The following is a 25,389-nucleotide window of genomic DNA, read 5'->3' as shown; positions in this document are numbered from 1 at the left end:
ATCACAATACTGGTAAAATTGCAGCAAGGGAGTAGAATATGCGGCCTTATCAGCCACATCGCCCTGCGAGGAGACAGACATTGCGCATTTTGGGGATTGAATCATCCTGTGACGAGACCGGGATCGCCATCTATGATGACGAACAAGGTTTGTTGGCCCACCAACTCTATAGCCAAGTAAAAATGCACGCCGACTACGGTGGTGTCGTGCCTGAGCTGGCGTCGCGAGATCATGTGCGCAAGACTCTGCCCTTGATTGAAGCAGCCTTTGCCGAGGCGAACTGTGGCCCAGAGGATCTCGATGGCGTGGCCTACACCGCGGGGCCTGGCCTGGTTGGTGCACTACTGGTAGGATCGTCGATCGCGCGATCGCTGGCCTACGGTTGGAAGTTACCTACTGTGGCTGTGCATCATATGGAAGGTCACCTGCTTGCGCCCATGTTGGAGGAAAAGGTTCCCGAGTTTCCATTTGTTGCCTTGTTGGTATCCGGTGGTCACACCCTGCTGGTGAAGGTCAGTGCCATTGGTGAATATGAAGTATTAGGCGAATCGGTGGATGACGCTGCTGGTGAGGCCTTTGATAAAACCGCTAAGTTGCTGGGCTTAGATTACCCAGGCGGCCCCTTGTTGGCGAAATTGGCCGAGCAGGGCACCCCGGATCGTTTTAAGTTTCCACGTCCGATGACCGACAGACCGGGTCTGGATTTTAGCTTCAGTGGTTTGAAAACCTTTGCCGCCAATACCATTCGTAGCGAAGGCGACGATCAGCAAACCAAAGCGGATATTGCCCATGCGTTCCAAACCGCGGTTATTGATACCCTGGCGATCAAAGTGTAAGCGCGCGCTCAAGGAAACCGGCATCAAGCGTCTGGTCATTGCCGGTGGTGTAAGTGCCAATACCTATTTGCGTGAGCAATTGGAGCAGGTGATGCTGGGGATGCAAGGGGAAGTCTTTTATCCGCGTCCGGCTTTTTGTACGGATAATGGCGCGATGATCGCCTATGCGGGCATGCAGCGTCTTAAGGCGGGGCAAACTGCCACCTTGGATACCCGGGTTCAGCCACGTTGGCCGATAGACACGCTTCCTAGCATTCGCTAGCAGCAGCCTAAGCGCCAGTGATTATTTCTCTGGCGCCACACTCTCTTTCTTTTTTCCTACCTTGGACTCTTTGCCCTTAAGCAAACGCACTATATTAGTGCGATGACGAAAGATTATCAGCACGGTTAAGAACAGCACTGGCTCTGTGTACAAGGGTTTAATCCACCAGGTATACAAGGGAGCCAAAGATACGGTTACCAAGGCGGCCAGGGATGAATAGCGGGTCAGGGCGACTACGCAGGCCCAGGTAAGGATCAGCAAACCCCCGAGCGATAAACCTATGGGTAACAAGGCGCCAAAGGCGGTGGCCACGGCCTTGCCGCCCTTAAAACCGAAAAATAGTGGGTAGATATGCCCCAGACAGGCGGCCACGGCAACGAGCCCTAAGTGAATGGGATCGATCCCCATAAAATAGGCACTCCAGACCGGGATGGTTCCTTTGAGAATATCGAAGACTAATACCAAGACTGCGGGGAGTTTGCCGCCAATACGCAAGACGTTGGTGGCACCGGGGTTTTTCGAACCGGCTTGGCGAGGATCGGGCAGCGCAAAAAGGTGGCAGATCAGGACTGCAGAAGAGACCGAACCAAGAAGGTAGGCAAAAATGCACATTAACGCCGCTAACACTGTCATCCTTATTTTTTAATTGTACGTTTTGAGCTATTATCGCCGCTCATTATGAGTGTGCGCCGAGCTATTTCATGCCGAGCGCATCCAGGTAAACGCGGTTACGCAAGGTCAGGGTACTGATTCTAATCCTTTTTGGGTATCCGACCAGCTGGCATTGGAGTTGCACATATGGATAAAGTCTATATCTCACAACTTAAAGTGGACACCATTATAGGAGTGTACGACTTTGAGAAAGAAAGTAAACAAAGCCTTTATTTCGATATCGAAATGGACTGCGACTTACGCCAGGCTGCCCAAAGTGACGATCTCTCGTTTACCATAGACTATGCCCAGGTCAGCCAGCGCGTTACCGAGCATTGTTTGGCTAAACCGGTGGAATTGTTGGAGACCCTGGTGGAGCAGTTGGCAGACCTTATCCTCAATGAATTCAATACCCCTCGGGTGGCTATTACCGTAAGTAAACCCGCAGCGGTGCCGGCGGCGCAAACCGTCGGGGTTAAAATAGTACGTAGTAAAAGTTAGTTATGGCCCGTATTTATATTAGCCTCGGCTCAAATATCAATAAGCGCGAAAACCTCCTTAATGGCTTAAGCGCATTGCGCCAACACTTTGGAGTTTTACAACACTCCAATGTTTATGAAAGCGAAGCGGTGGGCTTTAACGGCAGTAACTTTTATAACTCGGTGGCCGCAGCCGACACCGATCTGAGTCTGGATCAGGTATGTAGCCTGCTCAAGCAGATTGAGCGTGATAACGGTCGCACCCCTGACGATAAAAAGTTTAGCCCGCGTACCCTGGATTTAGATCTGTTGTTTTATGACGAGATGATCTGTGACTCCCCAGCGCAGTTGCCTCGTGATGAGATCACCAAGAATGCCTTTGTGCTCTGGCCCTTGTTTGAGATCGCCCCGGAACTGGTGCATCCCGTTACTCAAACTACCATTGCCAAACTTTGGCAAGATTATGATAAATCAAAACAAAACCTATGGAAGGTCACTATCGAATGAGTATTCTAGCTATTGTTGTACTGGCTGTGATTCAAGGACTGACAGAATTTCTCCCCATTTCGAGCTCCGCACACCTTATTTTACCTTCGCAACTGTTGGGCTGGCAGGACCAGGGACTGGCCTTTGACGTGGCCGTGCATGTTGGCTCCTTGATGGCGGTGATGATTTATTTCCGCAAAGAGATAGGCGACATTCTGGTTGCCTGGTTTAAATCGTTTGGCGCCCAAGGGACCACCGACGATAGCAAGCTGGGCTGGTATATTTTATTGGCCACCATTCCCGCAGGATTGGCCGGGAAATTCTTTGAGGATTTGATTGAACAGCACCTGCGCGCGGCCATAGTGATCGCCATTACCACCATCTTTTTTGGTTTGGTGCTTTGGCTGGCGGATATTAAGGCCAAGCAAACAAAGAATATTTATCAACTAAATTGGAAATCGGCGTTGCTTATTGGCTGTGCCCAGGCTGTTGCACTTATTCCCGGCACCTCACGTTCGGGTATCACCATGACCGCGGGTTTATTTTTAGGTTTAACCAAGGAAAGTGCGGCGCGATTTTCGTTTTTACTGTCGGTGCCTGTGATAGGCGGGATGGGGTTAATTAAAACCATTCAATTGGCCACCGGTGAGCAGGCCGTAGACTGGCAAGCCCTTACGCTTGGCGCCGGCTTGTCCTTTATGGCCGCCTATACCTGCATATTCTTGTTCCTTAAGTTTATCGAACGTATGGGTATGTTTCCCTTTGTGGTCTACCGCTTGCTCCTAGGCTTTGGTTTACTGGCGTTTTTGCTTTATCAATAGCCTCGGCTTTTCTTTTACCTCCTTGGATAGCAAGGAATAACACTTGGCCCCTGTTTATGGGGCCAAAATGTTTTCAATTGCTTCAATTCGACCCTGGACGAGCGCCGTTTTTATGGCTGCACCTTCTATGCCTTGGCGAATATAGGTCTGCGCATTCACCTGTTGCGCTGCCGCGGCGGCCTCAAGGAGCAGTGATTGGCGGCTAAAATCACCAAGCCGGGCGCAGCAATAGGCCTGAACCAGAGCGTCTAGGCGTTGTGGGCGACGCCAAATATCCAGCTGATTAAACAGTGTAGCTAACTCTTTCGCGCTCCAATTTGGTTGGCCGAGCAGGGCACCATGACTCGCCAGCGCTTCGGCAAGCTCACTATATTGTTTTGGCACCCGATAATGGTCATAAAACGCCTGGCGTGCCTTTACATCCAGAGGCAGCATGATTTGTGCAAACTGACAGGGGGGAGCGCAGTTGTGAGTGCGGCCATAGTCGATTCGCGCTTGCAGGCGCTGTTGCTCTGTGAGCCAGCGGGTGGCTAATTCAGGACACAGTACATGCAGGGCTTCACATTCGGCCAGGGTGTCGATAAAAACATGGATATAACCGTCGTCCAGGGCTTTTTGCCATTCCATCCAGACGCGCTCAGGGGTCAGGGCTTGGAGTTCACCGCTGTGGGCGATGTGGCGCATCAAGGCCATGGTTTCCTCGGCAATATTAAACCCCAGGTAGTGATAGCGCGCACGAAAACGAGCCACTCGCAATACCCGTAACGGGTCTTCGCTAAAAGCTGGGCTGACATGGCGAAGCAGGCGTTTTTCAATATCGGCCTGGCCACCGAAGGGGTCGACTAGTTCGCCCTTCTCATCCTCGGCGATGGCATTGACGGTCAGATCGCGGCGCTCTAAATCCTGCTCTAAGGTAATATCCGGGTTAAAGTCGCAAATAAAGCCGGTATAGCCTTGGCCTTGTTTACGCTCGGTGCGCGCTAGGGCGTACTCTTCTTTGCTTTGTGGGTGCAAAAATACCGGGAAATCCTTCCCGACTTGAGTGAAACCCAGGCGTTTCATTTGTTCTATGGTGGCGCCGACAACCACATAGTCGCGCTCTTTGACGACTCGCCCTAATAATTGGTCGCGTACCGCACCACCGACTAAATATGTTTGCATCCGTTTTCCCGAGCGGCTAAAAAGATGATTGTAACAGAGTTTTATCATGGCGGTTTTTTTGCCATTATAAGAAGTGCGAGTGATAATTTAATTAAACCGCAGCGCTTAGTGCCTACCATGGAGGTTTTCCGGGTATGGCCTGTGGCAAAAACTAAGGACCTATTTGTGTATCTAGATTACTTTGGCTTAACCGAAAAACCCTTTTCCATCGCCCCGAACCCCGAGTACCTCTATCTTAGCGAGCGTCATAATGAGGCGCTGGCGCATCTGACACATGGTCTGGGTGAGTCCGGCGGCTTTGTGTTGCTAACCGGCGAGGTGGGCACTGGCAAAACCACGGTAACTCGATGCATGCTCGAGCAGGTGCCAGACTCGACCCAGGTGGCCTTTATTCTTAATCCCACCTTGTCTGAACTGGAATTGCTGGCGAGTATCTGTGATGAACTCGAAATCGAGTATGATCACCAAAATGCCACCTTGAAGACGTTGACGGATCGCATTAAGGGTCGTTTGCTGAGTAACCATGTTAATGGTCGTCATACCATGCTGATCATCGACGAGGCACAGCATTTGGCGCCGCAGGTGTTAGAGCAACTGCGCCTACTTACCAACTTAGAAACCAACCATAAAAAGCTGCTGCAGATTATTCTGGTTGGCCAGCCGGAATTACAGACCCTGTTGCGACGCAATGAGTTGCGTCAGCTTGCTCAGCGTATTACCGCCCGTTATCACCTGTTGCCACTGACTTTAGCTCAGGTTGACGCCTATGTGAAACACCGCTTAAAAATTGCCGGTGGCAGGCAGATCCTTTTCGATCGTGCTGCGGTGAAACAAATTCACCAACTGACCGGTGGCATTCCGCGGTTAATCAACCTGCTATGCGAACGCGCCTTGCTCGGTGCCTATTCGGCCCAGGTTAATCAGGTCAGCAAAAAACTAGTTACTCAAGCGGCCCAGGAAGCCTTGCCGGAGACCTTACCAAGCCAGAAAAATAACGGGACCGAGCGCCGCGGCAAACGTTTTGTTTTTACCCTGGGTGGGGTTATGATGCTGTTCGCCGTGGGAATCGGCTTATCTTACTTTATTTAGGGCTGTACTATGTCGCTGTTATTAGACGCATTAAAACAATCACAAAATCAATCGAGTGCCCTAGAGCAAGAGGCTGATTCATCGCAACAAGAAGCGTTAGACTTTTATCGGCGTTTAAGTTGGGGATTAGTCGGCCTTGTGGTGGTCGCCCTTGTTCTTGTGGTTGGCTATTTCGCTGGCAAGTGGTGGCAGGAGCATAGCACCGAGTTAATGGTGCAGACAAAAGCGCAGGTGCAGCAGACATTGGACGCGAATGCAGGTGCGGCGCAAACGGCCTCACCAGAGCAGGTTAATGCCGAGTTGGCTGCGGCTCAGTTCCAGCCGGTTAACCAAGCGAATAACCAATCGGTTGCACAGATGCAAGGACAACCGCAAGTGCATTCACAGGGGCATCCGCAGGGCCAGGTTAACGTGAATGCCTTGCAGGTACCGGTGCAATTTGCTCAGCCTTATCAGCAAATGGTACCCGTCTATGTGATGGGACAAATGCCACAGGCCTATGGTCCCGGCACCTATATGCAATGGGTTCCAGCTTACGGCAATCCAATGATGGCCAATGCCGGGCAATATCCGCAGACATTTAACCCTGCGGCGCAACCGGTCGATACCAGTCAATATAAGGTGGTAGGTAAGCCGCTGGAGCAGGGCGACAATGCCTATCAGCAACCCCAGCAAAGCTACTCTTCGACACCGAGCTATAACGATGCCGAGCTACAAGGGGTGTCAAATGAGCTAAAGCGTAAGTTTGCCGACGCCGTTGCTGCCACTGAAGGCATGCAGAATGATGATACCGTCACTACTGCATCGCGCAGCAGTGCCATGGTAGAGCCCATCGAATTGTTGCCGGAGGCGATTCAGAGCCGTATTCCATCTTTGGTCTACCAAGCCCATATTTATGCCACCGATCAGGACAGGCGTTGGATTAAACTCAATGGCTATGAGTTGTATGAGGGTGACAATGTAGGCCGCATTCGGGTTGTGGAGATCACCCCGGAGCAGACAATTTTGAGTATTGATAACTATGAGTTCTCGCTCGAAGCGATGCAGGATTGGCCTTAATAAAGGCACCGGCTTATCGGCGTTCAGGCGTCGAGAGAACAATAAAAAAGGCGCCAATTGGCGCCTTTTTCAGTAGCTTACGACTTATTCTTCGTCTTCTACTAGGGTCATCAGCGAGGTGTTACCACCGGATGCCGTGGTATCGATACTGATGGTCTTTTCCGTCAATAGACGGTTGATCAGGGTATCGTAGTACTCAGCGCTGATCACCGGCAGGATAGCACCCTTACGGTTAGCCAGCTGCTGTGCGAAGTAGCCCAAACGCGATGAACGTGCCGCTACAACCGCACCGGCTAGGTGAGGGTGAGCCAAAATGGCTTGTAGCTGGTTCGGTTTGGCCACTTGCAGTACGCCCTCGGCTACACCGGTAGCGATGAACTTATCGCGGAACGCCATGGCTTCGTCATAGAACAGCTCAGAAGCAACGGTGATAACCGTGTTACCTGCGGCCAGCGCAGTGATAATCGAAATCGCCCAGAAGTTGAACGAGGTACTCTTATCTGCGTAGCACACCACGCAGCCACGCGGCTCTAGATAAAGAATATTCGATTCACCCGTTGGTCCAGGCAATACCTTAGGACGCTTCATGCGCTTTTCAATGCGGTTAAGCTGCGCACGAGCATCGCTCAGGGTTTTTGCCAGGTCATCGGCTAGCTCATCGATGATCTCTACCGTTGCAACTTTTGCCAACAGCTGACGCAACGCCGATACTCGGTCGTTTAACGCCGTTGCACGCCAGATTTTCTCGTCGCGCATAGAGGTAGCCATAAGCGCCTCTACTTTTTCATTGGCGCCAGAGTAATGGTGCAGATCCGCTTCATCCGCTGGTAGATCCGTCATCTGCACGTTCTCTGGAGATGCCTTCTCTTTAACCAGGCGTAGCAGGTAGTTAGGACCACCGGCTTTAGGACCGGTACCAGAAAGGCCGCGGCCACCAAATGGCTGCACACCTACGATAGCACCGATCATATTGCGGTTAACGTAGACGTTACCGGCACGAGATTGACGGGCTACATATTCACAGCGCTCTTCGATACGCGAGTGAACACCCATGGTCAGGCCGTAACCCGTCCCATTGATTTGATCAATCACGTTATCAAGTTCGTTGGCTTTAAAGCGTATAATGTGTACGACAGGGCCGAATACTTCGCGCTTAAGAACCGACAAGTCCTTGATTTCGTACAAGCGAGGAGCGAAGAAGTAGGCACCGTTTTCGGTGTTATCAGGGATCTCACACTGATAGTGCAGTGTTGCATTGCCTTTTAGGTATTCTACGTGAGCCGTTAGCGCTTTCAGTGCTTTTTCATCAATTACCGGACCGATATCCGTAGACAGGTAAGCAGGATCGCCAACATGCAGTTCGGCCATCGCACCTTTAAGCATTTCGATAATGCCATCGGCTACATCGTCTTGTAAGAACAATACGCGTAACGCAGAACAACGTTGACCGGCACTTTGGAAGCCAGAGCTAATCACATCGTCTACTACCTGCTCAGGGAGAGCGGTAGAGTCAACGATCATACAGTTTTGGCCACCGGTTTCGGCGATAAGCGGTACCTGGATGTCATTACGGGCTGCCAGAGTTTGCGAGATCAGTGTTCCGGTTTCGGTTGAACCGGTGAACATCACTGCTTGAATACGCTCATCAGGAACAATGTACTTGCCTACTTCGCTGCCGCGGGCGATAACCGGCTGAACTACGTGCTCAGGGAGACCCACAGATTGCATTAGTTCAATGGCGCGTAGCGCGATTAGGCTGGTTTGTTCTGCTGGTTTCGCGATAACCGTGTTACCGGTTACGATTGCTGCCACAACCTGACCGAGGAAGATGGCCAATGGGAAGTTCCATGGGCTGATACATAACACCACACCACGGGCTTCAAAGCGTTCATCTTCTGCCAGCTCTTCGGCGCGAGCGGCGTAGTAACGGCAGAAGTCAACGGCTTCACGTACTTCATCGATGCCATCCTGGGTAACTTTACCGGCCTCTTTGATACATAGCGCAACTAGCTCATCGTGGTGACGCTCTAGAATGTCACCAATGCGGCGCAATAGGTTGGCGCGCTCTGTAACTGGCGTGGCAGACCAAGAAATAAACTCTTTCTCGGCGTTTTCAAGCAAGGACTGCATCTCATCGCCGCTGTGCAGGCGATGCTGACCAATGATTTCCTTATGGTTCGCTGGGTTGCGAACCGCAAGATTACCCTCTGCAACCTGATCTTCGCTAATTAGGTGCTCTTTAAACCAGGCATCCAGGTTTGCTTTTAGCGGCGTAATGGCATTGATGTCGGTTAGGTCCATGCCTTTTGAGTTAGGACGTTCATCACCGTAGAGCTCAATTGGCAGCTTGATTTGTTTGTTGTACTTGTTACGTAAACCTTGCAGTGTCTCTACCGGATCTGGCAGTAGCTCTTCAACCGGTTTAGTGGTATCTACAATGGCGTTTACGAACGATGAGTTCGCACCATTTTCAAGTAGACGACGTACCAGATAAGCAAGTAGGTCTTCGTGCTGACCAACTGGTGCATACACACGACATTGAATTTTTTCTTGCGTTACTACTTGGTCGAAGAGTGATTCACCCATGCCGTGCAGGCGTTGGAATTCAAAGCCTTCGTTGTCACCTTTGGCAACTTCAAGGATGGTTGCAGCGGTGTACGCGTTGTGCGTTGCGAATTGCGGATAAATTGCATCACGCGCTTCCATCAATTTAATAGCACAGGCTTTGTAAGATACGTCGGTAGTCGCTTTACGAGTAAATACCGGGAAGTGATCTAAACCATCTTGTTGTGTGGTTTTAATCTCGGTATCCCAGTAGGCACCTTTAACCAAACGCACCATTAGCTTGCGGCCAACGCGGCGGGCAAGGTTAGTTAGCCATTCAATAACGAAAATAGCGCGTTTTTGGTATGCCTGAACGGCAAGACCAAAGCCTTGCCAGTCGCCAAGCTCGGCGTCGCTAAATACTGCTTCGATGATGTCTAACGAAATATCAAGGCGATCCGCCTCTTCGGCATCAACTGTCAGGCCGATATCGTATTGCTTAGCAAGTAGCGCAAGCTCTTTTAGTTTTGGAACTATCTCTTCCATCACGCGTTCACGGTGAGTGAACTCATAACGAGGGTGGATAGCCGATAGCTTAACCGAGATACCCGGGCTCTTTACCGGGCCACGGCCATTTGCTGCCTTACCGATGGCGTGAATCGCCATTTCGTAGCTTTTGTAGTAACGCTCAGCATCACGCATGGTACGTGCGCCTTCGCCCAGCATGTCGTATGAGTATACGTAGCCTTTGCTTTCAGTTTCAGCAGCGCGTTCGATTGCTTCATCAATGGTTTGACCCATAACGAACTGCTTACCCATGATTTTCATGGCAAAGTTTACTGACTTACGAATTACTGGTTCACCGAGGCGACCTACTGTTCGCTTAAGTAGGCCAAATTGATCTTCTTTGTTTTTGTCACTGTAGTTAACCATTTTACCGGTTACGAGTAAGCCCCAAGATGATGCATTTACAAACAGTGAGTCACTGCTTCCAAGGTGTGAACTCCAGTCACCCTTGGCAAGCTTATCGCGAATTAATTGCTCTTGTGTTGCTTTATCTGGCACGCGCAGCAGCGCCTCTGCCAAACACATTAACACCACGCCTTCTTCACTAGACAGGGAGAACTCGTTCAATAGGGCATCAACACCACTTTGACCGTCTTGGTCTTTACGGATGTTCAATACCATTTGACGTGCGCGCTCCCAAGCGCGGCTTCGTGCCGTAACGCCTACTTCAGCCAAAGGAAGAATGTGATCAATGACTTCATTCTCATCAATGCGATAAAAATCACGGATCTTTTGGCGAATAGGGCATTCAGTAATCAAATTGCCTTCAAATAACATAAGCAACCCTCAAAATAACGGAGTCTAAACATAGCAACTGTACCCTACACCACAAGGTGAGATGGTGGGGCCTCGGTTACGACAATTACTACATTGTAGGTTCTAACTGCGAGAGTGTAGTTTTTTACCTACGTGGATATTCAGTGTGTGCGGTTAAGATTGCGCTCTTATGAATACACATTCGCGGGCATTCTAAAGAAAATACCGCAGAATATGCTGGTTTAATTTTGGCATTTACGATAATTTACAGGGTATATTTGTACCTTGCCCGTATAAAATTCTGTTATGTCCTTTATAGCCAAGTCTCGAGTCCTAGATAGAATCGATTTAGCCATCCTTGATGCACTGCAAAAGAATGGTCGTATCTCTAATGTAAACCTGGCTAAACAGGTAAACCTAAGTCCGAGCCCTTGCCTGGATCGGGTCAAGCGTCTCGAGGCGGAAGGTTTTACGAAGGTTATTTTGCCAAGTTGAGTGAGCAGAAGCTCAATCAAAGTTTGCTCGCCCATGTGCAGGTATCCTTGGTAACCTCAAATACTTCTGTGTTTAAAACCTTTAAGGAGCACATAATGAATACCCCGCAGGTCGTAGAGTGTGACATGGTCGCCGGTGGGTATGATTATTTGCTGAAAGTGCGGGTGAGCGATATGAATGAGTATCGTCAGGTGCTGGGCGATCTAGTGGATATTCCAGGGGTGGGCACGCACCATACCTATATGGTGATTGAAAAGGTCAAAGAAGATACCGGCTTGCGTATCGAGTTATAAAAAAGAGCGCCAGGGCGCTCTTTTTTATAATAATTCATGTAAAGGGGTGTTTACGCCCAACCATCGTAGCGCTTTCTGCGCGATAGGAAGATGGTCAAGATAATCCCTAAGAATAAACCGATAAAGGCAATGGCGCCGCCATAGGTCAGTAATTGGCGTTTTTCTTTAGAACGCAAATTCTGCTGCTTGGTTTGAATGGCATCACGCTCGGCAATGGCTTGCTCGAGTTGTGCCTGTAGCTGTTCGGTTTGGGTGGTTAAATCACTGTTCAAGCTTTGCAATTGCGGTACCTGTGCCTGCACATCACGTAACTTTTGCTGGGTGCTGGCCAACTCTTCGGCAAGGTTTTGGTGTTTGACCTTAAGGCTTTGCTCTTGATTAATATACTTGCTCTCTACCCAGCCTTGGCGCTCTTTATCATCGACAATTTCGAAAAAGCCGTTAGTTTCCGTGCCGGTAACCAGCTTGATTTCGGTACCGGCGTTAACAGAGCCGATAATTCGGTAGTTTTTACCCGCACCAGAGTGCATAAAAATGTAGAGATCATCACTGATATAAGCGGTACTTGGAGCGGCGTTGGCCGCCTTGGTGATTAGTGCGCTGGAAATAAAAAGTAGCGCAACACACAGGTGTTTTAGCATGCAACTAAACCTTGTTTACGTAAATAAGATGTTGATTGAGGCATAGTATTGGCTGGCGTGGCGAATGGCAAGACCGATTTTGTAACCCAACCCAGCAGCTAAGGGCCTAAATTACTGGGAAATGAAAGCAAAAAGTTTGCATTCATTAGCGGCTTTGTTTATGTTGTCTTCTTGTCAATTTCATTGGTCTTCTATAGCGCATGGACACTGAAATAGAGCTGAAATTTTTAGTTTCTGAGGCGGTCATTCCGTCAATTCCAGCACTTATCACACAGTTTGCAAAAACCGTAACCAATAAGCCTTCACGTAATCTGCAAAACGCCTACTTTGATACTCCCAGTCGTGAACTGCGGGCCCTGGATATAGGTCTGCGTACACGCTGCTGCGATGGTCAATGCGAACAAACCATTAAGCTAGCCGGCGATAATGTCGGGGGGTTGCACCAGCGTCCAGAGTTTAATTTGCCCATTGAAGGCAACCGTCCAGAGCTGAGCAAGTTTGATGCCGGCATTTGGCCGCACGGGGTGCAGGTTGAGGCCATCGCCGAAAACTTATATCCGCTCTTTAGCACCAACTTTATTCGCCGTACCTGGTTAATAGAAACCCAGGCCGGCACCTTGATTGAAGTGGTGTTGGACAAGGGCGAGGTGGCCGCCAATGCCAATGTTGAAGCTATCTGTGAGCTGGAAATCGAACTGATTAAAGGCGAGCGCAGCGAGCTCTTTTCTTTGGCTGAAAAGTTAATTGAAAACCTGCCGCTGCGTATGGGCCTCTACTCCAAGGCGGCGCGTGGCTATCGTTTGGCCGACGATCAGCCGTTGGTGGCGAGTAAGGAAATCGACATGGTAGCGCTGAGCAATGCCGACTCGCAGGAGCGGGCACTGGAGAAGTGTTTAAACCATGGCATCACCTTTGTGCAAAAACATGAGGAATGCTATTTCCAAAAGCCTACTTTAAAAACCCTGAAACGCATTACCGACGGAGTCAGCCTTATTCGCCATAGCCTGTGGTTGTTTAGCGACATCGTTGAAAAGCAGGACACCGAGCGCTTACGCTCAGAGCTGAAATGGCTGTTAAGTGAATTAAGCTGGGTGGAAACCGCCATCCAACTGAAAACCTTTACCTCAAAAAAACACGCCTACTATAAAAAGATCAATGCCGCCCCCGAGTTGGCCCAGGTGATCGACGATTTAAAGGCCATCCAGCCGAGCATTGAAGAGGTACAAAAAGTCTTTACCAGTAAGCGCTATAACTTGCTGCTGTTAGATCTCACCATTTGGCTAACCGAGCGGGGTTGGCGACAGTCCTGGGGGCAGTCACAATTTCAGGCGGCGGAGAAAAATATCCATGATATCGCAGCTCATCTGCTGGAGTTTGATTGGCATGAAATGCGTGCCCTGGTCGACAATGATGAGTCGCTTTCAAGCAGTGAATACTTGAGCTTAAAGCAGCGTCTTGAGCGCAATTTATTGAGTGGCTGCTGCCTGGGGGCCTTGTTCGATGAAAATGCGCGGATGAATTTCCGAGCCCCGTGGCTGGATATTATCCACGGCACCTTTGAGCTGTTTACTCTGAATTATCTTGGCCAGCTATGCCAAGGCAAAGACAGTGAAGAGCTGGCCAAAATTCAGGCCTGGCTAACACAGAAAACGGAAAGTCTACTTGGCGCCATGGAGCAAAGTCGTGAAGCAACGCGTAATATTCAGCCTTATTGGCGCGATTAGTCTACTGAGCGCGCAAAGCTACGCCTTTGCGGAGCAAGCAAATTGGCGCACCTGGAAGCACTCGCAGCAATACCAGGTGCACTATTACAAAACCGCGGAAGGACACTATGCCATAAAGGCAAAGTTGTTTATTGCCAAGGCCACCAAGGCGCAGTTTATTAGCCTGTTGCACGATACCGAGCATGCACCTGATTGGCTAGAGGGTGTAAAGCGAGTCACCTTGCTCGACAGCCCCAGTGCCAATCAAACCCTGGTCTTTACCCACCTTAATTCGCCCTGGCCGGTGGCCGACCGGGAGCTCTATACCGAATCCTGTTACCAAGCCCTGGAGGGGCAAAGCTCACGCTTGTTAATCCAGAGTCTGGATCCCGACCAAGAGGTGGGGAAAGGGCGAGTACGCATCAAAGAGTTAGAAGCGCTGTGGACGCTGACGCCGCGAACGGATGGTTTGGTGTTGGAATATGAGGTTGTGGCCGACCCGGGCGGTACCATTCCCACCTGGCTGAGTAACAGGGTGTCGCTAAACAGTGTCTACAAGACGCTGATGAATTTACGCCGGGTGCTGCCCAAGACCCAGGTCATGTCACCCCTGCCTTTGCAAGAAGGTGATTGCTCCGGCTTTAAGCAGAAATAAAAAAAGCGCTCATTGAGCGCTTTTTTTCTATGCGGTTGCCTTAGAAGCCCGCGTCTGCTTTTAATGCTTCTACTTTGTCCGTCGCTTCCCATGGGAACTCATCGCGACCGAAGTGACCGTAGGCAGCGGTAGGTTGATAAATAGGACGCTCAAGGTCAAGCATCTGGATCAGGCCATAAGGACGTAGGTCGAAGTGCTTGCGGATAAGTGCAATTAGGTGCTCTTCGTCTAGCTTGCCGGTGCCGAAGGTTTCTACGCTGATAGATGTTGGCTCGGCAACACCGATAGCGTAAGACACTTGAATTTCACAACGATCTGCAAGACCGGCGGCAACGATGTTCTTAGCTACATAACGGGCTGCGTAGGCTGCTGAACGGTCAACTTTTGATGGATCCTTACCAGAGAAGGCACCACCACCGTGACGGGCCATACCACCGTAAGTATCAACGATGATTTTACGACCAGTCAGACCACAGTCACCCATAGGGCCACCGATAACAAAACGGCCGGTTGGGTTGATAAAGAACTTAGTGGCTGAAGTGATTAGCTCGGCCGGAAGTGTCGGCTTGATGATGGTTTCCATCACGGCTTCAACCAGGGCGTCTTGCGAAATGGTGTCACAGTGCTGTGTCGAAAGAACAACCGCGTCGATACCAACCGCTTTACCATTTTCATAAGCAAAGGTTACCTGAGACTTTGCATCAGGGCGAAGCCAAGGTAGCTCACCGTTTTTACGAACGTGCGCTTGACGCTGTACCAGACGGTGTGAATAGGTGATAGGAGCAGGCATCAATACGTCTGTTTCGTTACAGGCGTAACCGAACATCAGACCCTGGTCACCGGCGCCTTGATCTTCAGGGCGTGCACGGTCAACACCCTGGTTGATGTCAGGAGACTGTTTACCAATGGTGTTAAGGATCGCACATGAATCCGCATCAAAACCCATGTCTGAGTGGGTGTAGCCAATCTCACGTACTGTTTTACGAGTAAGCTCTTCGATGTCAACCCATGCGCTGGTAGTGATTTCACCGCCAACCATAACCATGCCGGTCTTTACATAGGTTTCACAAGCGACACGGGCGTGCGGGTCTTGCTCCAAAATAGCATCTAATACCGCATCTGAAATTTGGTCAGCGATTTTATCCGGGTGCCCCTCAGATACTGACTCAGAAGTAAATAAATGTTTTGCCATTGGTTTTTTCTCACAAGTCTCGCGCTTCCCAAACTCGTCACCAACCTCTGGGCGCAGCGCAGCATAAAAATAAGGCGCGTATTCTAGCTAAATGATCGCACCTTGCATAGCAATTTTACGCCTAGACGTCCAAATTACTTATTTCTACTTGCCAAGCCCAGCGGCAACTCTAAAACAGCTAAAGTAATTACTCCAGTTCATGAGTAATTCTAAAGTCGTTCACTTTGGCCACAAGTTTTATTTGCAGGGGGCGTATGAATAAGTAAAAATGGGCACCTATTTTCCCTTCGCTAGCATGAGCGAAGGCGAATCTTCCAGCGCAAATACACTTAAAGGTAGGAGAATTCATGCCATCTCGCAAAGAACTCGCTAACGCCATCCGCGTCTTGTCCATGGACGCCGTTCAACAAGCTAAATCAGGTCACCCGGGTGCCCCTATGGGCATGGCCGATATCGCCGAAGTCCTTTGGCGTGATTACTTAAAGCACAACCCTACTAATCCCCAGTGGGTTGATCGCGACCGATTTATCCTGTCCAATGGCCACGGTTCAATGCTGATTTATTCGCTTCTACACCTAAGCGGCTATGACCTACCTATGGAGGAAATTAAAAACTTCCGCCAACTTCACTCAAAAACACCGGGTCACCCAGAGTATGGGTATGCACCCGGCGTAGAAACCACTACGGGCCCATTAGGCCAGGGGATCACCAACGCTGTGGGTATGGCTATCGCTGAGAAAGCCCTGGCAGCGCAATTTAACCGCGAAGGCCACGAGATTGTTGATCACTACACCTACACCTTTTTGGGCGATGGCTGTTTGATGGAAGGTATCTCGCACGAAGCTTGTTCATTAGCCGGTACGCTGGGTCTGGGCAAGCTGATCGCGTTCTGGGATGACAACGGCATCTCAATCGACGGTGAGGTAGAAGGTTGGTTCAGTGATGATACGCCAGCACGTTTCGAGTCATACGGCTGGCACGTGGTACGTGGTGTTGATGGTCACGACAGCGAAGCGATTCGCGCGGCAATCGAAGAAGGCCGTGCCAATGGTGACAAACCAACGCTTATCTGCTGTAAAACAGTGATCGGTTACGGCTCACCGAATAAGTCGGGCAGCCATGATTGTCACGGTGCACCGCTAGGTGATGAAGAAATTAAAGCGGCACGCGAGTTCCTGGGCTGGAGCCATGAACCTTTCGTAATCCCTCAGGACGTTTACAGCCAGTGGGACGCTAAAGAAGCGGGTCAGCAAAAAGAACAAAGCTGGAAAGATAAGTTTGCTGCCTATCAGGCTGAGTTCCCTGAACTAGCAGCGGAATTTGAGCGTCGTCAAAACAGTGAGCTGCCAGCGGATTGGGCTGAAAAGTCACAAGCCTACATCGAGCAGCTGCAAGCAAACCCGGATAACCCGGCAACGCGTAAAGCATCACAAAATGCCCTGAATGCCTTCGGTCCTATGTTGCCAGAGTTTATGGGTGGCTCGGCGGACTTGGCCGGCTCAAACCTAACGCTGTGGAGCGGCTCTAAAGGCTTGACCAGCGATGATGCCAACGGCAACTACATCTTCTACGGTGTGCGTGAGTTTGGTATGTCGGCGATCATGAATGGTATCGCGCTGCACAAAGGCTTTATTCCTTACGGTGCGACCTTCTTAATGTTTATGGAATACGCTCGCAACGCGGTACGTATGGCGGCGCTGATGAAAACGCCGAGCATCTTCGTGTACACCCATGATTCAATCGGTCTGGGTGAAGACGGTCCAACGCACCAGCCGGTAGAGCAAATGGCGAGCCTGCGTTATACCCCTAACCTGGTTAACTGGCGTCCTTGTGATCAGGTGGAGTCGGCTATCGCCTGGCAACAAGCGATCGAGCGCAAAGACGGTCCAACGTCACTGGTATTTACCCGTCAGGGTCTAGCCCAGCAAGCGCGTACCTCCGAGCAGCTGGCAAACGTTAAGAAAGGCGGCTATGTACTAAGCTGTGACGGCAACCCTGAGGTGATTTTGATCGCTACCGGTTCAGAAGTACAACTGGCTATGGACGCGGCCACCGAACTGCGTGCACAAGGTAAGCAGGTACGTGTAGTATCTATGCCTTCGACTGATCTGTTTGATGAGCAAGATGCAGCCTATAAAGAATCTGTACTACCTGCTGCGGTGACTCGCCGTGTTGCCGTTGAAGCCGGCATCGCCGACTTCTGGTACAAGTATGTTGGTCTAAATGGCAAGGTGATTGGCATGACGACCTTTGGTGAGTCGGCGCCAGCGGACGAGCTGTTCAAGTTGTTCGGCTTTACCGTGGACAATGTGGTAGCGGCGGCAAACAGCCAATTCTAATCACTGGTTTGTGTATGAAAAACCCGCGCATGGCGCGGGTTTTTTTATGTCCTCAAAAAATGGCACTCATTATTCGCTGGTTTTCGTCCTTTTAGCCTGAGCCAGGCGCAGGGTTCGCAGTTGCACTAACTGTGACAGAGGCACCAATTCAATGCCTTCCGTCTGAAGCTCATCCAGCGCGCCTTGCAAGAAGGCAAAGGTTTCCGGATAGGGGTGAGCAATCGCCACCGCATAGTCATGGCGCTTGGCAATGCGTTTGAGCTGATCAAAACGAAAACGCAGCTGTTTTTCACTGGTGATATTATCTAAAAACACATGTCGCGCTATGTTTTCGACGCCATAGAGAGTCGCAATGCTTTGCGCCTTGGAGTGCGGGGTGGTTTTACTGTCGAGGAAATAAAGGTCCTGCTCCTTGAGCACTTCCATGGTCCAGTTCATCGGCATATTCTGCTGGGTCAAGAGCGAGCCCATGTGATTGTTCACGCCCTTAATATTCGGCAAGCTGCTTAGCGCCTCCCGCAAACGGCTCTGAAAGTCTTCCTTGGGCATATTCATGGTTAGGGCGCCGGGTCCAAGGGCTCGATCATTGAGCGATTGCATGGGGGCGTGGAGCATAATTTCTTTATTTTGCGCATTGGCCTGATTGGCAAAGCGTGTGGCATAGGGAGTGAAAGGCAAGATGGCAAAGGTGAGCTGGCCGGGTAAGTTTAAGGCGGACATATCATTACGTTGATAACCAATATCGTCGATAACGATGGCCACCTGTTTTGCTTGTACCGGTTGACTGATCACCTGATAAGCCACTAGCACAACCACAACAATCCATTTAAGTGTGTGCACAGTAATAGTAATTCTTCTGTTGATGCTCTTATTAGAGCCAATGTTTTTCGCATTGGCTCACTATTATTATTTTTTAGTATTCTTCTAGCACTTGCTGGGCTTTTATTAATTGTGTGTCCAATAAAGCGGTAAGATTGTTATTGGCACTTTTCCCAGCCGCTAAATTGATTATAACCTCTTTATTTGATTGGGAAAGGTCTGGTTGCAAAATAGCGACATCCGGGGTGATCCCCGTTCCCTCAATGGAAATGCCTGAGGGGGTATAGTATTTTGCGGTTGTTAGTTTTAATGCGCTGCGACCATCGCCTAAAGGGATCAGCGACTGCACCGAACCCTTGCCATAAGAGCGGGTTCCTACCACCTTGGCTCTGTGATTGTCTTTCAGTGCACCGGCCACGATTTCTGCCGCGGAGGCCGAACCTTGGTTGATCAGCACCACAATAGGAGCGCCTTCTAAAATATCACCTGGCTGGGCAACAAAGCGTTGATTGGCTTCGATAAATCGGCCTCGGGTCGAGACTATAGTGCCGGTAGAGAGAAACAAGTCGGCGATATTGACGGCGCTATCGAAGGTGCCGCCCGGGTTATCTCGTAAATCAATTAACAAGCCCTTCAATGCGGCGCCACTTTGCTGTTGCATCTTGGTAATATGACGGGCGACGTCATGATAGCTGTGGTTATTAAAGCTATTGATGCGCAAGTACCCTGTGCGATTGGCTTTAAGCTCGCTGTTTACGCTTTCGATATGTATCGGTTGGCGGGTGAGGTGAAAATCGAGCCGTTGCGAATGCCCGGCACGGGCAATGGCCAGGGTGACTTCGCCATTTTCCCGACTATTGATCAGTTTTGATACGTCTTCCAACGACTTATCAATTACGGCCACATCGTTGATTGCCAATAAAATATCACCACCTAACAAGCCTGCGGCTTGGGCCGGTGAGTTGGGCAACGCCGAAACTATCACCACATGGTCATCGCGTTTTTCGACCTCTATTCCTAGACCCTTGTACTCGCCATTGGTGACATCAAACAGGCGTTTTAATTCCTGTTCGTCAAGGTATTCGCTGTAGGGATCGAGCTCGCTGAGCAGACTGCTAAGCACATGATGATCCAGTTTGGCTCGGTCCACTTCCTCAACATAAAAGTGGTTAATATGAAATAAAACTTCTTCGAGTTGGCTTTCCTGCGCCGACGTTGAGGCACTGAAAATGCTTAGCGCAATGGCTATGCACCAGGTTAAAAAGTGCCTAAAAATGAGTGCGTTATATGCAAACATAGGCTGCCCCTTGTGGCGCAGCCGCTATTCAATTAGGAGGACCTGCACCAGGTAGTTGGGTTAACGGCACGTCCTTTGTGACGTATCTCGAAGTATAGACCAGGATCAATCTGGCCGCCGCTCTGACCAACCAGGGCAATGGTCTCGCCTTGATAGACCTGATCGCCGACTTCCTTGAGCAGGGCTTGAGCGTGGCCGTAGAGGCTCATGTAGCCCTTGCCATGGTCAACCACCATGACCCAGCCAAAGCCCTTAAGCCAGTCGGCAAACACCACCTGACCGTCTTCGATGCTGTTGATGTTGCTGCCTTCTTTGGCATTGATCACCACCCCTTTCCAATTAAAGCCAGGGCGTTTTCGGGTGCCAAAGCGATGTTTTAACGAGCCCCGTGTTGGCCAGTTTAGTTTGCCCTTACTGCTGCCAAGGCCGAGCATGGCCACCTGACGAGTCTTGGTCTGCTCAAGCTCTTCTATGGTGGTGATCAGAGTTTGTTCGTTATCTTTAAGGTAAGCGATGGAGCTTTGCAGCTGATTCAATTCGCTTTGCAGCGCCAGCACCTGAGCCTGGCGTTCGCTCTTGGCGGCTAACAATTGCTGTCTTTGTTGTTCTTCTTGGCTTCGCAGTTGTTCAAGCTGCTCGCGGTTTTGCGCCAGTGCCAATTGATTTTCTTCTATTTCTTTGAGGGTTTGGCGCAGTTCATCAAGTTGTTTTAAGCGCGCCTTGTTGAGGTAGTCATAGTAACTAATGGTGCGCTCTAACTTAGCGGTGTTTTGCTGATTGAGTAGCAACTTGGAATAATCATGACCGCCGACCATGTAGGCGCTTCTGAGCTGTGCTGCTAAGGCGGTGTCCAAGGTTTTGCGGCGTTGTTCTAATTGCTCTGCCTGCGTTTGTAATTCGTTGTGTTGGCGGCGATTGGTGCTGATCTGAGTATCAAGTTTCCTCAGCTCTTTGGCATTGTTGGCTATGGCCTGCTCGGATTTTTTAAGCTGTTGTTGCAATGAGCTCAGGGATTGCTTTTGCGTTTTAAGGTTTTGCTGATTTTTCTTAAGTTCTTGTTGGACTTCGGTTAAGTCTTGTTTGGTACGGTTTTCATTAGCGCTGGCGGGCAGGGCGCACAAGGACAAGAGCGCCGCGCTTAACAGCGACACTCTTGTGCGTGAGCCTAGGTGGATAAACCTAAACATATGCGTCTCAATTAACGCAGCAGCATGATCGGCGAGCCTGTCATTTCTGCTGGCTGCTCCATGCCTAATAGGTGCAACATGGTTGGGGCCACGTCGCTTAAGGTTTTACCCGCTACCGGCTCGGCATCGCGACCGATATAGATAAAGGGCACAGGTTCGCTGGTGTGGGCGGTATGCGCTTGGCCGGTTTGTGCATTTTGCATTTGCTCGGCATTACCATGGTCGGCGGTGATCAGCGCTTCACCACCGGTTTGTTCCAGGGCTTCTACAACACGGCCAATACAGTGGTCGACGGCTTCACAGGCTTTGACTGCGGCTTCGAATACACCCGAGTGACCCACCATATCGCCATTAGGGTAGTTACAGATGATCACATCGTACTTGCCGCTGTGGATGGCTTCGACCAGCTTATCGGTCAGTAGCTCTGAGTTCATTTCAGGTTGCAAATCATAGGTGGCCACATCCGGCGATGGAATAAGCTCACGACTTTCACCTTCAAACTCTTGCTCGCGGCCACCGCTGAAGAAGAAGGTAACGTGTGCGTATTTTTCGGTTTCGGAAATACGTAGCTGAGTTTTATTATGCTTAGCCAGCCATTCACCAAGCACATTATTAAGTGGCTCGGGGGGGAAGGCCACCGGCGCATCGATATCTGCGGCGTATTCGGTGAGCATCACAAAGGCGGCTAACTGCGGGCTTTTCTTTTTGTTAAAGCCGTTAAAGTCGGCATCAACAAAGGTGCGGGTCATTTGACGAGCACGATCGGCGCGGAAGTTCATAAACAACACTGCATCGCCATCGTTAATGGTGGCGGCGGTATCGCCGATCACCGTGGCTTTGACGAATTCATCGTTCTCACCTCGCTCATAAGCGGCGTGCAACCCGCTCACTGCGTCGGCGGCACGATACTCGGCTTCACCCAGTACCATCAGGTTGTAGGCGCTTTCGATACGCTCCCAACGGTTATCTCGGTCCATGGCATAGTAACGGCCGATTAGGCTGGCAATGCGGCCTTTACCGACACGGGCAAAAGCCGCGTCGATGTTCTTTAATGTGGCTTCGGCGCTGCGCGGTGGCGTATCGCGGCCATCTAAGAAGGCGTGCACATAGATGTGTTCGGCACCACGTGCGGCGGCCAGTTCGATGGCGGCAATAATGTGGTCTTCATGGCTATGTACGCCACCCGGACTCATCAGTCCCATTAGGTGCACCGCCTTGCCTTCGGCTACGGCGGCATCGATGGCGTTGACCAGAGCCGGGTTGGTGGCAAAGGTGCCATCGTCAATGGCCTTGGTGATACGGGTAAAGTCTTGGTACACAACGCGACCGGCGCCAAGGTTGACATGGCCTACTTCGGAGTTACCCATTTGCCCATCGGGAAGACCGACGTCCATACCCGAGCCGGAAATTAACGTATGTGGGCACTGTTGCCAAAGTTTGTCTAAAACCGGGGTGTTAGCGGCTAAAATGGCGTTACTTTCGCTTTCTTCACGATAACCCCATCCGTCTAGAATCATCAAAACGAGCGGCTTTTTGGGCTGTGTCATTGTATCTCCTGGGTAATGTGCACGTTATGTTAATATCCTACCGTTTTTTACGTCATATCGCAGTAGAAAATATTTCACCAATTGGTAAGTGCAAGGCAAATGTGTATACTTGTGCCGCCCTCAAGGTTTGAACTAACAAAGTAAAACGTATGGAACAATACATAGAATTTATCGGCAATCATCCGATTTTAAGCATTATCTGGTTGGTTATCGTGTTTATGCTTATTTCGGGATGGTTTAAAAGTAAGTTTTCGGCCATTAAGCAGATCAATCCGCAGCAGCTCACCTTGTTGGTGAATCGCGAAGACGCGGTTGTGGTTGATATTCGCGCCCAAAAAGACTTTACGGCCGGACGCATTGCTAATGCCATCCACCTAAGTGCGGAAAAAGCGAAACAAAGTGACTTTGCAGAGCTTGAAAAGCATAAAAGCCAACCCATTATATTGGTATGCGCTACGGGTATGACGGCTTCAGGCATTGCCAATAACCTAGGAAAAGCCGGATTTGAAAGTGTCTTTATCCTTTCTGGTGGCATGCAATCATGGCAAAGTGCCGGATTACCTCAGGTATCGGGCCGCTAATTAGTATTAAGAGCAAGTTATGAGCGATGTAGTTTTATACAGCAAAGAATATTGTCCCTTTTGTCAGCGTGCTAAGGCTCTGCTGGATAAAAAAGGTGTCACTTATACCGAGTATGATATTGGCCTTCAGCCTGAGCTGCGCGATGAAATGATCGCCCGCGCCAATGGTGGTTACACTGTGCCGCAGATTTTTATCGGCGAACAGCACATTGGCGGCTGCGATGATATGATGGCACTCGAAGCTCGTGGCGAATTAAACGCGTTATTAAACGTATAACAACTTTTTAGGTATCGAGCCGCAGCGAATGCGGCTCAGTACCATTAACAGATTGATAGGAACGACAATGGAAGAGCAAAATCAAGGCGCAGCACAAGAACAACAAGCGCAATTCTCAATTCAACGTATTTACACTAAAGACGTATCTTTCGAGACACCAAACTCACCGGCTATTTTCCAAAAAGAGTGGAAGCCAGAAGTTAAGCTAGACATAGATACGCGTTCAAACAAGTTAGAAGAAGGCATCTACGAAGTAGTGCTAGCGCTAACCGTAACCGCTACTATCGGCGAAGAAACGGCTTTCCTATGTGAAATCCAACAGGCTGGTATCTTCACTATCGGTGAACTAGAAGAGCTACAAACTGCACACATGCTTGGTGCTTTCTGCCCGAACGTACTTTTCCCGTATGCTCGTGAAGCCGTATCTAACCTGGTAAACCGTGGTACCTTCCCGCAGTTGAACCTGGCTCCGGTTAACTTTGACGCGTTATTTGCCCAATACATGCAGCAACGCGCTGCTGAGCAAGCACAACAAGCCGACGCATAAGTTATGAGCAAAACAGCACCTTCAGCTGTCACTGTTCTAGGGGCGGGGTCTTATGGCACCGCCCTTGCTATTTGTTTCGCCCGTAATGGCCACCCAGTGACCCTATGGGGGCGCGATGCCAATCAAGTCGAGAAGCTGGCTCGCGAGCGCAAAAATGAACAGTACCTCGGCGATATTCCTTTTCCTGAAACCCTGATCCTTGAAAGCTCGTTAGAAAAAGCGGTGCAAAGCAGCGACATCCTGTTGGTGGTGGTGCCGAGCCATGCCTTTGCCGGGCTGTTGGAAACCATTGCCCCTATGTTGCGCAGCGACGCCAAGGTGGCGTGGGCGACCAAGGGCTTAGAGCCAGATACTGGGCGCTTGTTGCAGGACGTTGCCACGCAAAAACTGGGCGATAAGGTGGAACTGGCGGTGTTATCGGGGCCTACTTTTGCTAAAGAAATGGCTGCGGGATTACCCACGGCGATTTCGGTATCGGCGACCAGCGATAGCTTCTGTGAACGCTTATCGAGCCTGCTTCATTGTGGCCGCTCATTTAGGGTGTATCGCAACAATGACTTTATCGGTATTCAACTCGGTGGCGCGGTGAAGAATGTTATCGCCATCGGTGCCGGTATCTCGGATGGTTTTGGTTTTGGTGCCAATGCCCGTACCGCCCTGATCACCCGAGGTTTAGCCGAATTATGTCGCCTGGGGTGTGCCCTTGGTGCCAAGTCGGAAACCTTTATGGGGATGGCTGGGTTGGGAGATTTGATCCTTACCTGCACCGATAACCAGTCGCGCAATAGACGCTTTGGTTTAGCTCTGGGGCAGGGCCTGGATGTGGAAGCGGCGCAGCGACAGATTGGTCAGGTGGTTGAAGGCTATAGAAATACCAAAGAAGTCTATATGCTGGCTAAACGCAGTGGCATTGAGATGCCGATCACCGAGCAAATCTATCAGGTGCTGTATGAAAACAAAGACGTGAAAGAAGCCGCCATGGCTCTGCTGGGGCGCGAACAGCGCGCCGAGTAAGCTTTCGAGCCAATTCTTTCACGTACAAAAAAGCACGGTTTTTTGCCCGTGCTTTTTTTTTGTTTTATGCTTTGAGGCTATGATAACGTCT

21 protein-coding genes and 2 pseudogenes are annotated in these 25,389 nt (G+C 50.2%); 14 read left to right on the top strand and 9 right to left on the bottom strand.

The genetic code is table 11. The features are described 5' to 3' along the window. Window positions 1-80 precede the first annotated feature (80 nt). Window positions 81-1,098 (top strand): annotated as a pseudogene (tsaD, locus tag C2M29_RS03510) (tRNA (adenosine(37)-N6)-threonylcarbamoyltransferase complex transferase subunit TsaD). A gap of 21 nt (window positions 1,099-1,119) precedes the next feature. Here the strand turns inward: tsaD and plsY are convergent. After that, a complete protein-coding gene (gene plsY / locus C2M29_RS03505) occupies window positions 1,120-1,725 on the bottom strand; it encodes a glycerol-3-phosphate 1-O-acyltransferase PlsY (RefSeq protein WP_158684640.1) in 606 nt (201 codons plus the stop codon). Between the two features lie 171 nt (window positions 1,726-1,896). On the opposite strand from plsY, the gene folB reads away from it, so the two are divergent. Genes folB through C2M29_RS03490 form a run of 3 tightly spaced genes read left to right on the top strand, consistent with a single transcriptional unit; the run spans window position 1,897 to window position 3,535 of the window. After that, entirely contained in the window at window positions 1,897-2,250 is a 354-nt protein-coding gene (gene folB / locus C2M29_RS03500) for a dihydroneopterin aldolase (RefSeq protein ID WP_105188414.1), read from the top strand. A gap of 2 nt (window positions 2,251-2,252) precedes the next feature. Further along, complete coding sequence (folK, locus tag C2M29_RS03495) at window positions 2,253-2,735, top strand: 2-amino-4-hydroxy-6-hydroxymethyldihydropteridine diphosphokinase (protein ID WP_105188413.1); 483 nt, start codon at window positions 2,253-2,255, stop codon at window positions 2,733-2,735. Continuing rightward, the gene (locus tag C2M29_RS03490) at window positions 2,732-3,535 is read left to right on the top strand and encodes an undecaprenyl-diphosphate phosphatase (RefSeq protein WP_105188412.1); all 804 of its coding nucleotides are present in this window, start codon (window positions 2,732-2,734) and stop codon (window positions 3,533-3,535) included. The genes folK and C2M29_RS03490 overlap by 4 nt, the downstream gene beginning before the upstream one ends. A gap of 54 nt (window positions 3,536-3,589) precedes the next feature. Here C2M29_RS03490 and C2M29_RS03485 read toward each other — a convergent pair whose 3' ends face one another. Then, on the bottom strand, window positions 3,590-4,696 hold the full coding sequence (locus C2M29_RS03485) for a tRNA nucleotidyltransferase (RefSeq protein ID WP_105188411.1): 1,107 nt from the start codon (window positions 4,694-4,696) through the stop codon (window positions 3,590-3,592). Between the two features lie 165 nt (window positions 4,697-4,861). On the opposite strand from C2M29_RS03485, the gene C2M29_RS03480 reads away from it, so the two are divergent. Together C2M29_RS03480 and C2M29_RS03475 are read left to right on the top strand one after the other, a co-directional pair. Beyond that, window positions 4,862-5,785: an ExeA family protein gene (locus C2M29_RS03480; RefSeq protein ID WP_105188627.1), complete on the top strand. Its 924-nt coding sequence runs from the start codon at window positions 4,862-4,864 to the stop codon at window positions 5,783-5,785. 9 nt (window positions 5,786-5,794) lie between these two features. Beyond that, window positions 5,795-6,844 carry a general secretion pathway protein GspB gene (locus C2M29_RS03475; RefSeq protein WP_105188410.1) on the top strand — a complete coding sequence of 350 codons (1,050 nt, stop codon included), beginning with the start codon at window positions 5,795-5,797 and terminating at the stop codon, window positions 6,842-6,844. An 84-nt stretch (window positions 6,845-6,928) separates the two neighbouring features. Here C2M29_RS03475 and putA read toward each other — a convergent pair whose 3' ends face one another. Further along, window positions 6,929-10,732 carry a bifunctional proline dehydrogenase/L-glutamate gamma-semialdehyde dehydrogenase PutA gene (gene putA, locus C2M29_RS03470; protein ID WP_105188409.1) on the bottom strand — a complete coding sequence of 1,268 codons (3,804 nt, stop codon included), beginning with the start codon at window positions 10,730-10,732 and terminating at the stop codon, window positions 6,929-6,931. A gap of 285 nt (window positions 10,733-11,017) precedes the next feature. On the opposite strand from putA, the pseudogene C2M29_RS03465 reads away from it, so the two are divergent. Continuing rightward, window positions 11,018-11,499 (top strand): annotated as a pseudogene (locus C2M29_RS03465) (winged helix-turn-helix transcriptional regulator). A gap of 50 nt (window positions 11,500-11,549) precedes the next feature. On the opposite strand, the gene C2M29_RS03460 reads toward C2M29_RS03465, so the two are convergent. After that, window positions 11,550-12,140 (bottom strand): TIGR04211 family SH3 domain-containing protein, encoded by a 591-nt coding sequence (locus C2M29_RS03460; RefSeq protein WP_105188408.1) that lies wholly within the window; start codon window positions 12,138-12,140, stop codon window positions 11,550-11,552. A gap of 200 nt (window positions 12,141-12,340) precedes the next feature. Here C2M29_RS03460 and C2M29_RS03455 point away from each other — a divergent pair, with 200 nt between their 5' ends. Together C2M29_RS03455 and C2M29_RS03450 are read left to right on the top strand one after the other, a co-directional pair. Next, complete coding sequence (locus tag C2M29_RS03455; RefSeq protein WP_105188407.1) at window positions 12,341-13,864, top strand: CYTH and CHAD domain-containing protein; 1,524 nt, start codon at window positions 12,341-12,343, stop codon at window positions 13,862-13,864. Next, window positions 13,824-14,498: an START domain-containing protein gene (locus C2M29_RS03450; protein WP_158684639.1), complete on the top strand. Its 675-nt coding sequence runs from the start codon at window positions 13,824-13,826 to the stop codon at window positions 14,496-14,498. The genes C2M29_RS03455 and C2M29_RS03450 overlap by 41 nt, the downstream gene beginning before the upstream one ends. A gap of 40 nt (window positions 14,499-14,538) precedes the next feature. On the opposite strand, the gene metK is transcribed toward C2M29_RS03450, so the two are convergent. After that, window positions 14,539-15,690, bottom strand: coding sequence for a methionine adenosyltransferase (gene metK, locus C2M29_RS03445; protein ID WP_105188405.1), 1,152 nt, complete (start codon window positions 15,688-15,690; stop codon window positions 14,539-14,541). 347 nt (window positions 15,691-16,037) lie between these two features. Between metK and tkt the strand changes: the two genes are divergently transcribed. Beyond that, window positions 16,038-18,029, top strand: a complete 1,992-nt coding sequence (gene tkt / locus C2M29_RS03440) for a transketolase (protein ID WP_105188404.1) — start codon at window positions 16,038-16,040, stop codon at window positions 18,027-18,029. Window positions 18,030-18,098: 69 nt separating this feature from the next. On the opposite strand, the gene C2M29_RS03435 is transcribed toward tkt, so the two are convergent. The 4 genes from C2M29_RS03435 to gpmM all read right to left on the bottom strand — a co-directional run bounded on the left by C2M29_RS03435 (window position 18,099) and on the right by gpmM (window position 22,879). After that, window positions 18,099-18,845, bottom strand: coding sequence for a divergent polysaccharide deacetylase family protein (locus tag C2M29_RS03435; protein WP_105188626.1), 747 nt, complete (start codon window positions 18,843-18,845; stop codon window positions 18,099-18,101). A 97-nt stretch (window positions 18,846-18,942) separates the two neighbouring features. Then, entirely contained in the window at window positions 18,943-20,145 is a 1,203-nt protein-coding gene (locus C2M29_RS03430; RefSeq protein ID WP_105188403.1) for a S41 family peptidase, read from the bottom strand. A gap of 32 nt (window positions 20,146-20,177) precedes the next feature. After that, complete coding sequence (locus C2M29_RS03425) at window positions 20,178-21,332, bottom strand: murein hydrolase activator EnvC family protein (RefSeq protein WP_105188402.1); 1,155 nt, start codon at window positions 21,330-21,332, stop codon at window positions 20,178-20,180. Window positions 21,333-21,343: 11 nt separating this feature from the next. Then, entirely contained in the window at window positions 21,344-22,879 is a 1,536-nt protein-coding gene (gpmM, locus tag C2M29_RS03420) for a 2,3-bisphosphoglycerate-independent phosphoglycerate mutase (RefSeq protein WP_105188401.1), read from the bottom strand. 149 nt (window positions 22,880-23,028) lie between these two features. On the opposite strand from gpmM, the gene C2M29_RS03415 reads away from it, so the two are divergent. The 4 genes from C2M29_RS03415 (at window position 23,029) to gpsA (ending at window position 25,298) form a co-directional block, all read left to right on the top strand. Then, entirely contained in the window at window positions 23,029-23,460 is a 432-nt protein-coding gene (locus tag C2M29_RS03415) for a rhodanese-like domain-containing protein (RefSeq protein ID WP_105188400.1), read from the top strand. Between the two features lie 19 nt (window positions 23,461-23,479). Beyond that, window positions 23,480-23,737, top strand: a complete 258-nt coding sequence (gene grxC / locus C2M29_RS03410; RefSeq protein ID WP_105188399.1) for a glutaredoxin 3 — start codon at window positions 23,480-23,482, stop codon at window positions 23,735-23,737. A gap of 67 nt (window positions 23,738-23,804) precedes the next feature. Continuing rightward, entirely contained in the window at window positions 23,805-24,284 is a 480-nt protein-coding gene (gene secB, locus C2M29_RS03405) for a protein-export chaperone SecB (protein WP_105188398.1), read from the top strand. A 3-nt stretch (window positions 24,285-24,287) separates the two neighbouring features. Next, entirely contained in the window at window positions 24,288-25,298 is a 1,011-nt protein-coding gene (gene gpsA, locus C2M29_RS03400) for an NAD(P)H-dependent glycerol-3-phosphate dehydrogenase (RefSeq protein WP_105188397.1), read from the top strand. Window positions 25,299-25,389: the final 91 nt, after the last annotated feature.

The organism is Pseudoalteromonas sp. T1lg48, assembly GCF_002964785.1.
Taxonomy (GTDB): domain Bacteria; phylum Pseudomonadota; class Gammaproteobacteria; order Enterobacterales; family Alteromonadaceae; genus Pseudoalteromonas.
This window is presented reverse-complemented; position numbering and strand designations above follow the sequence as displayed.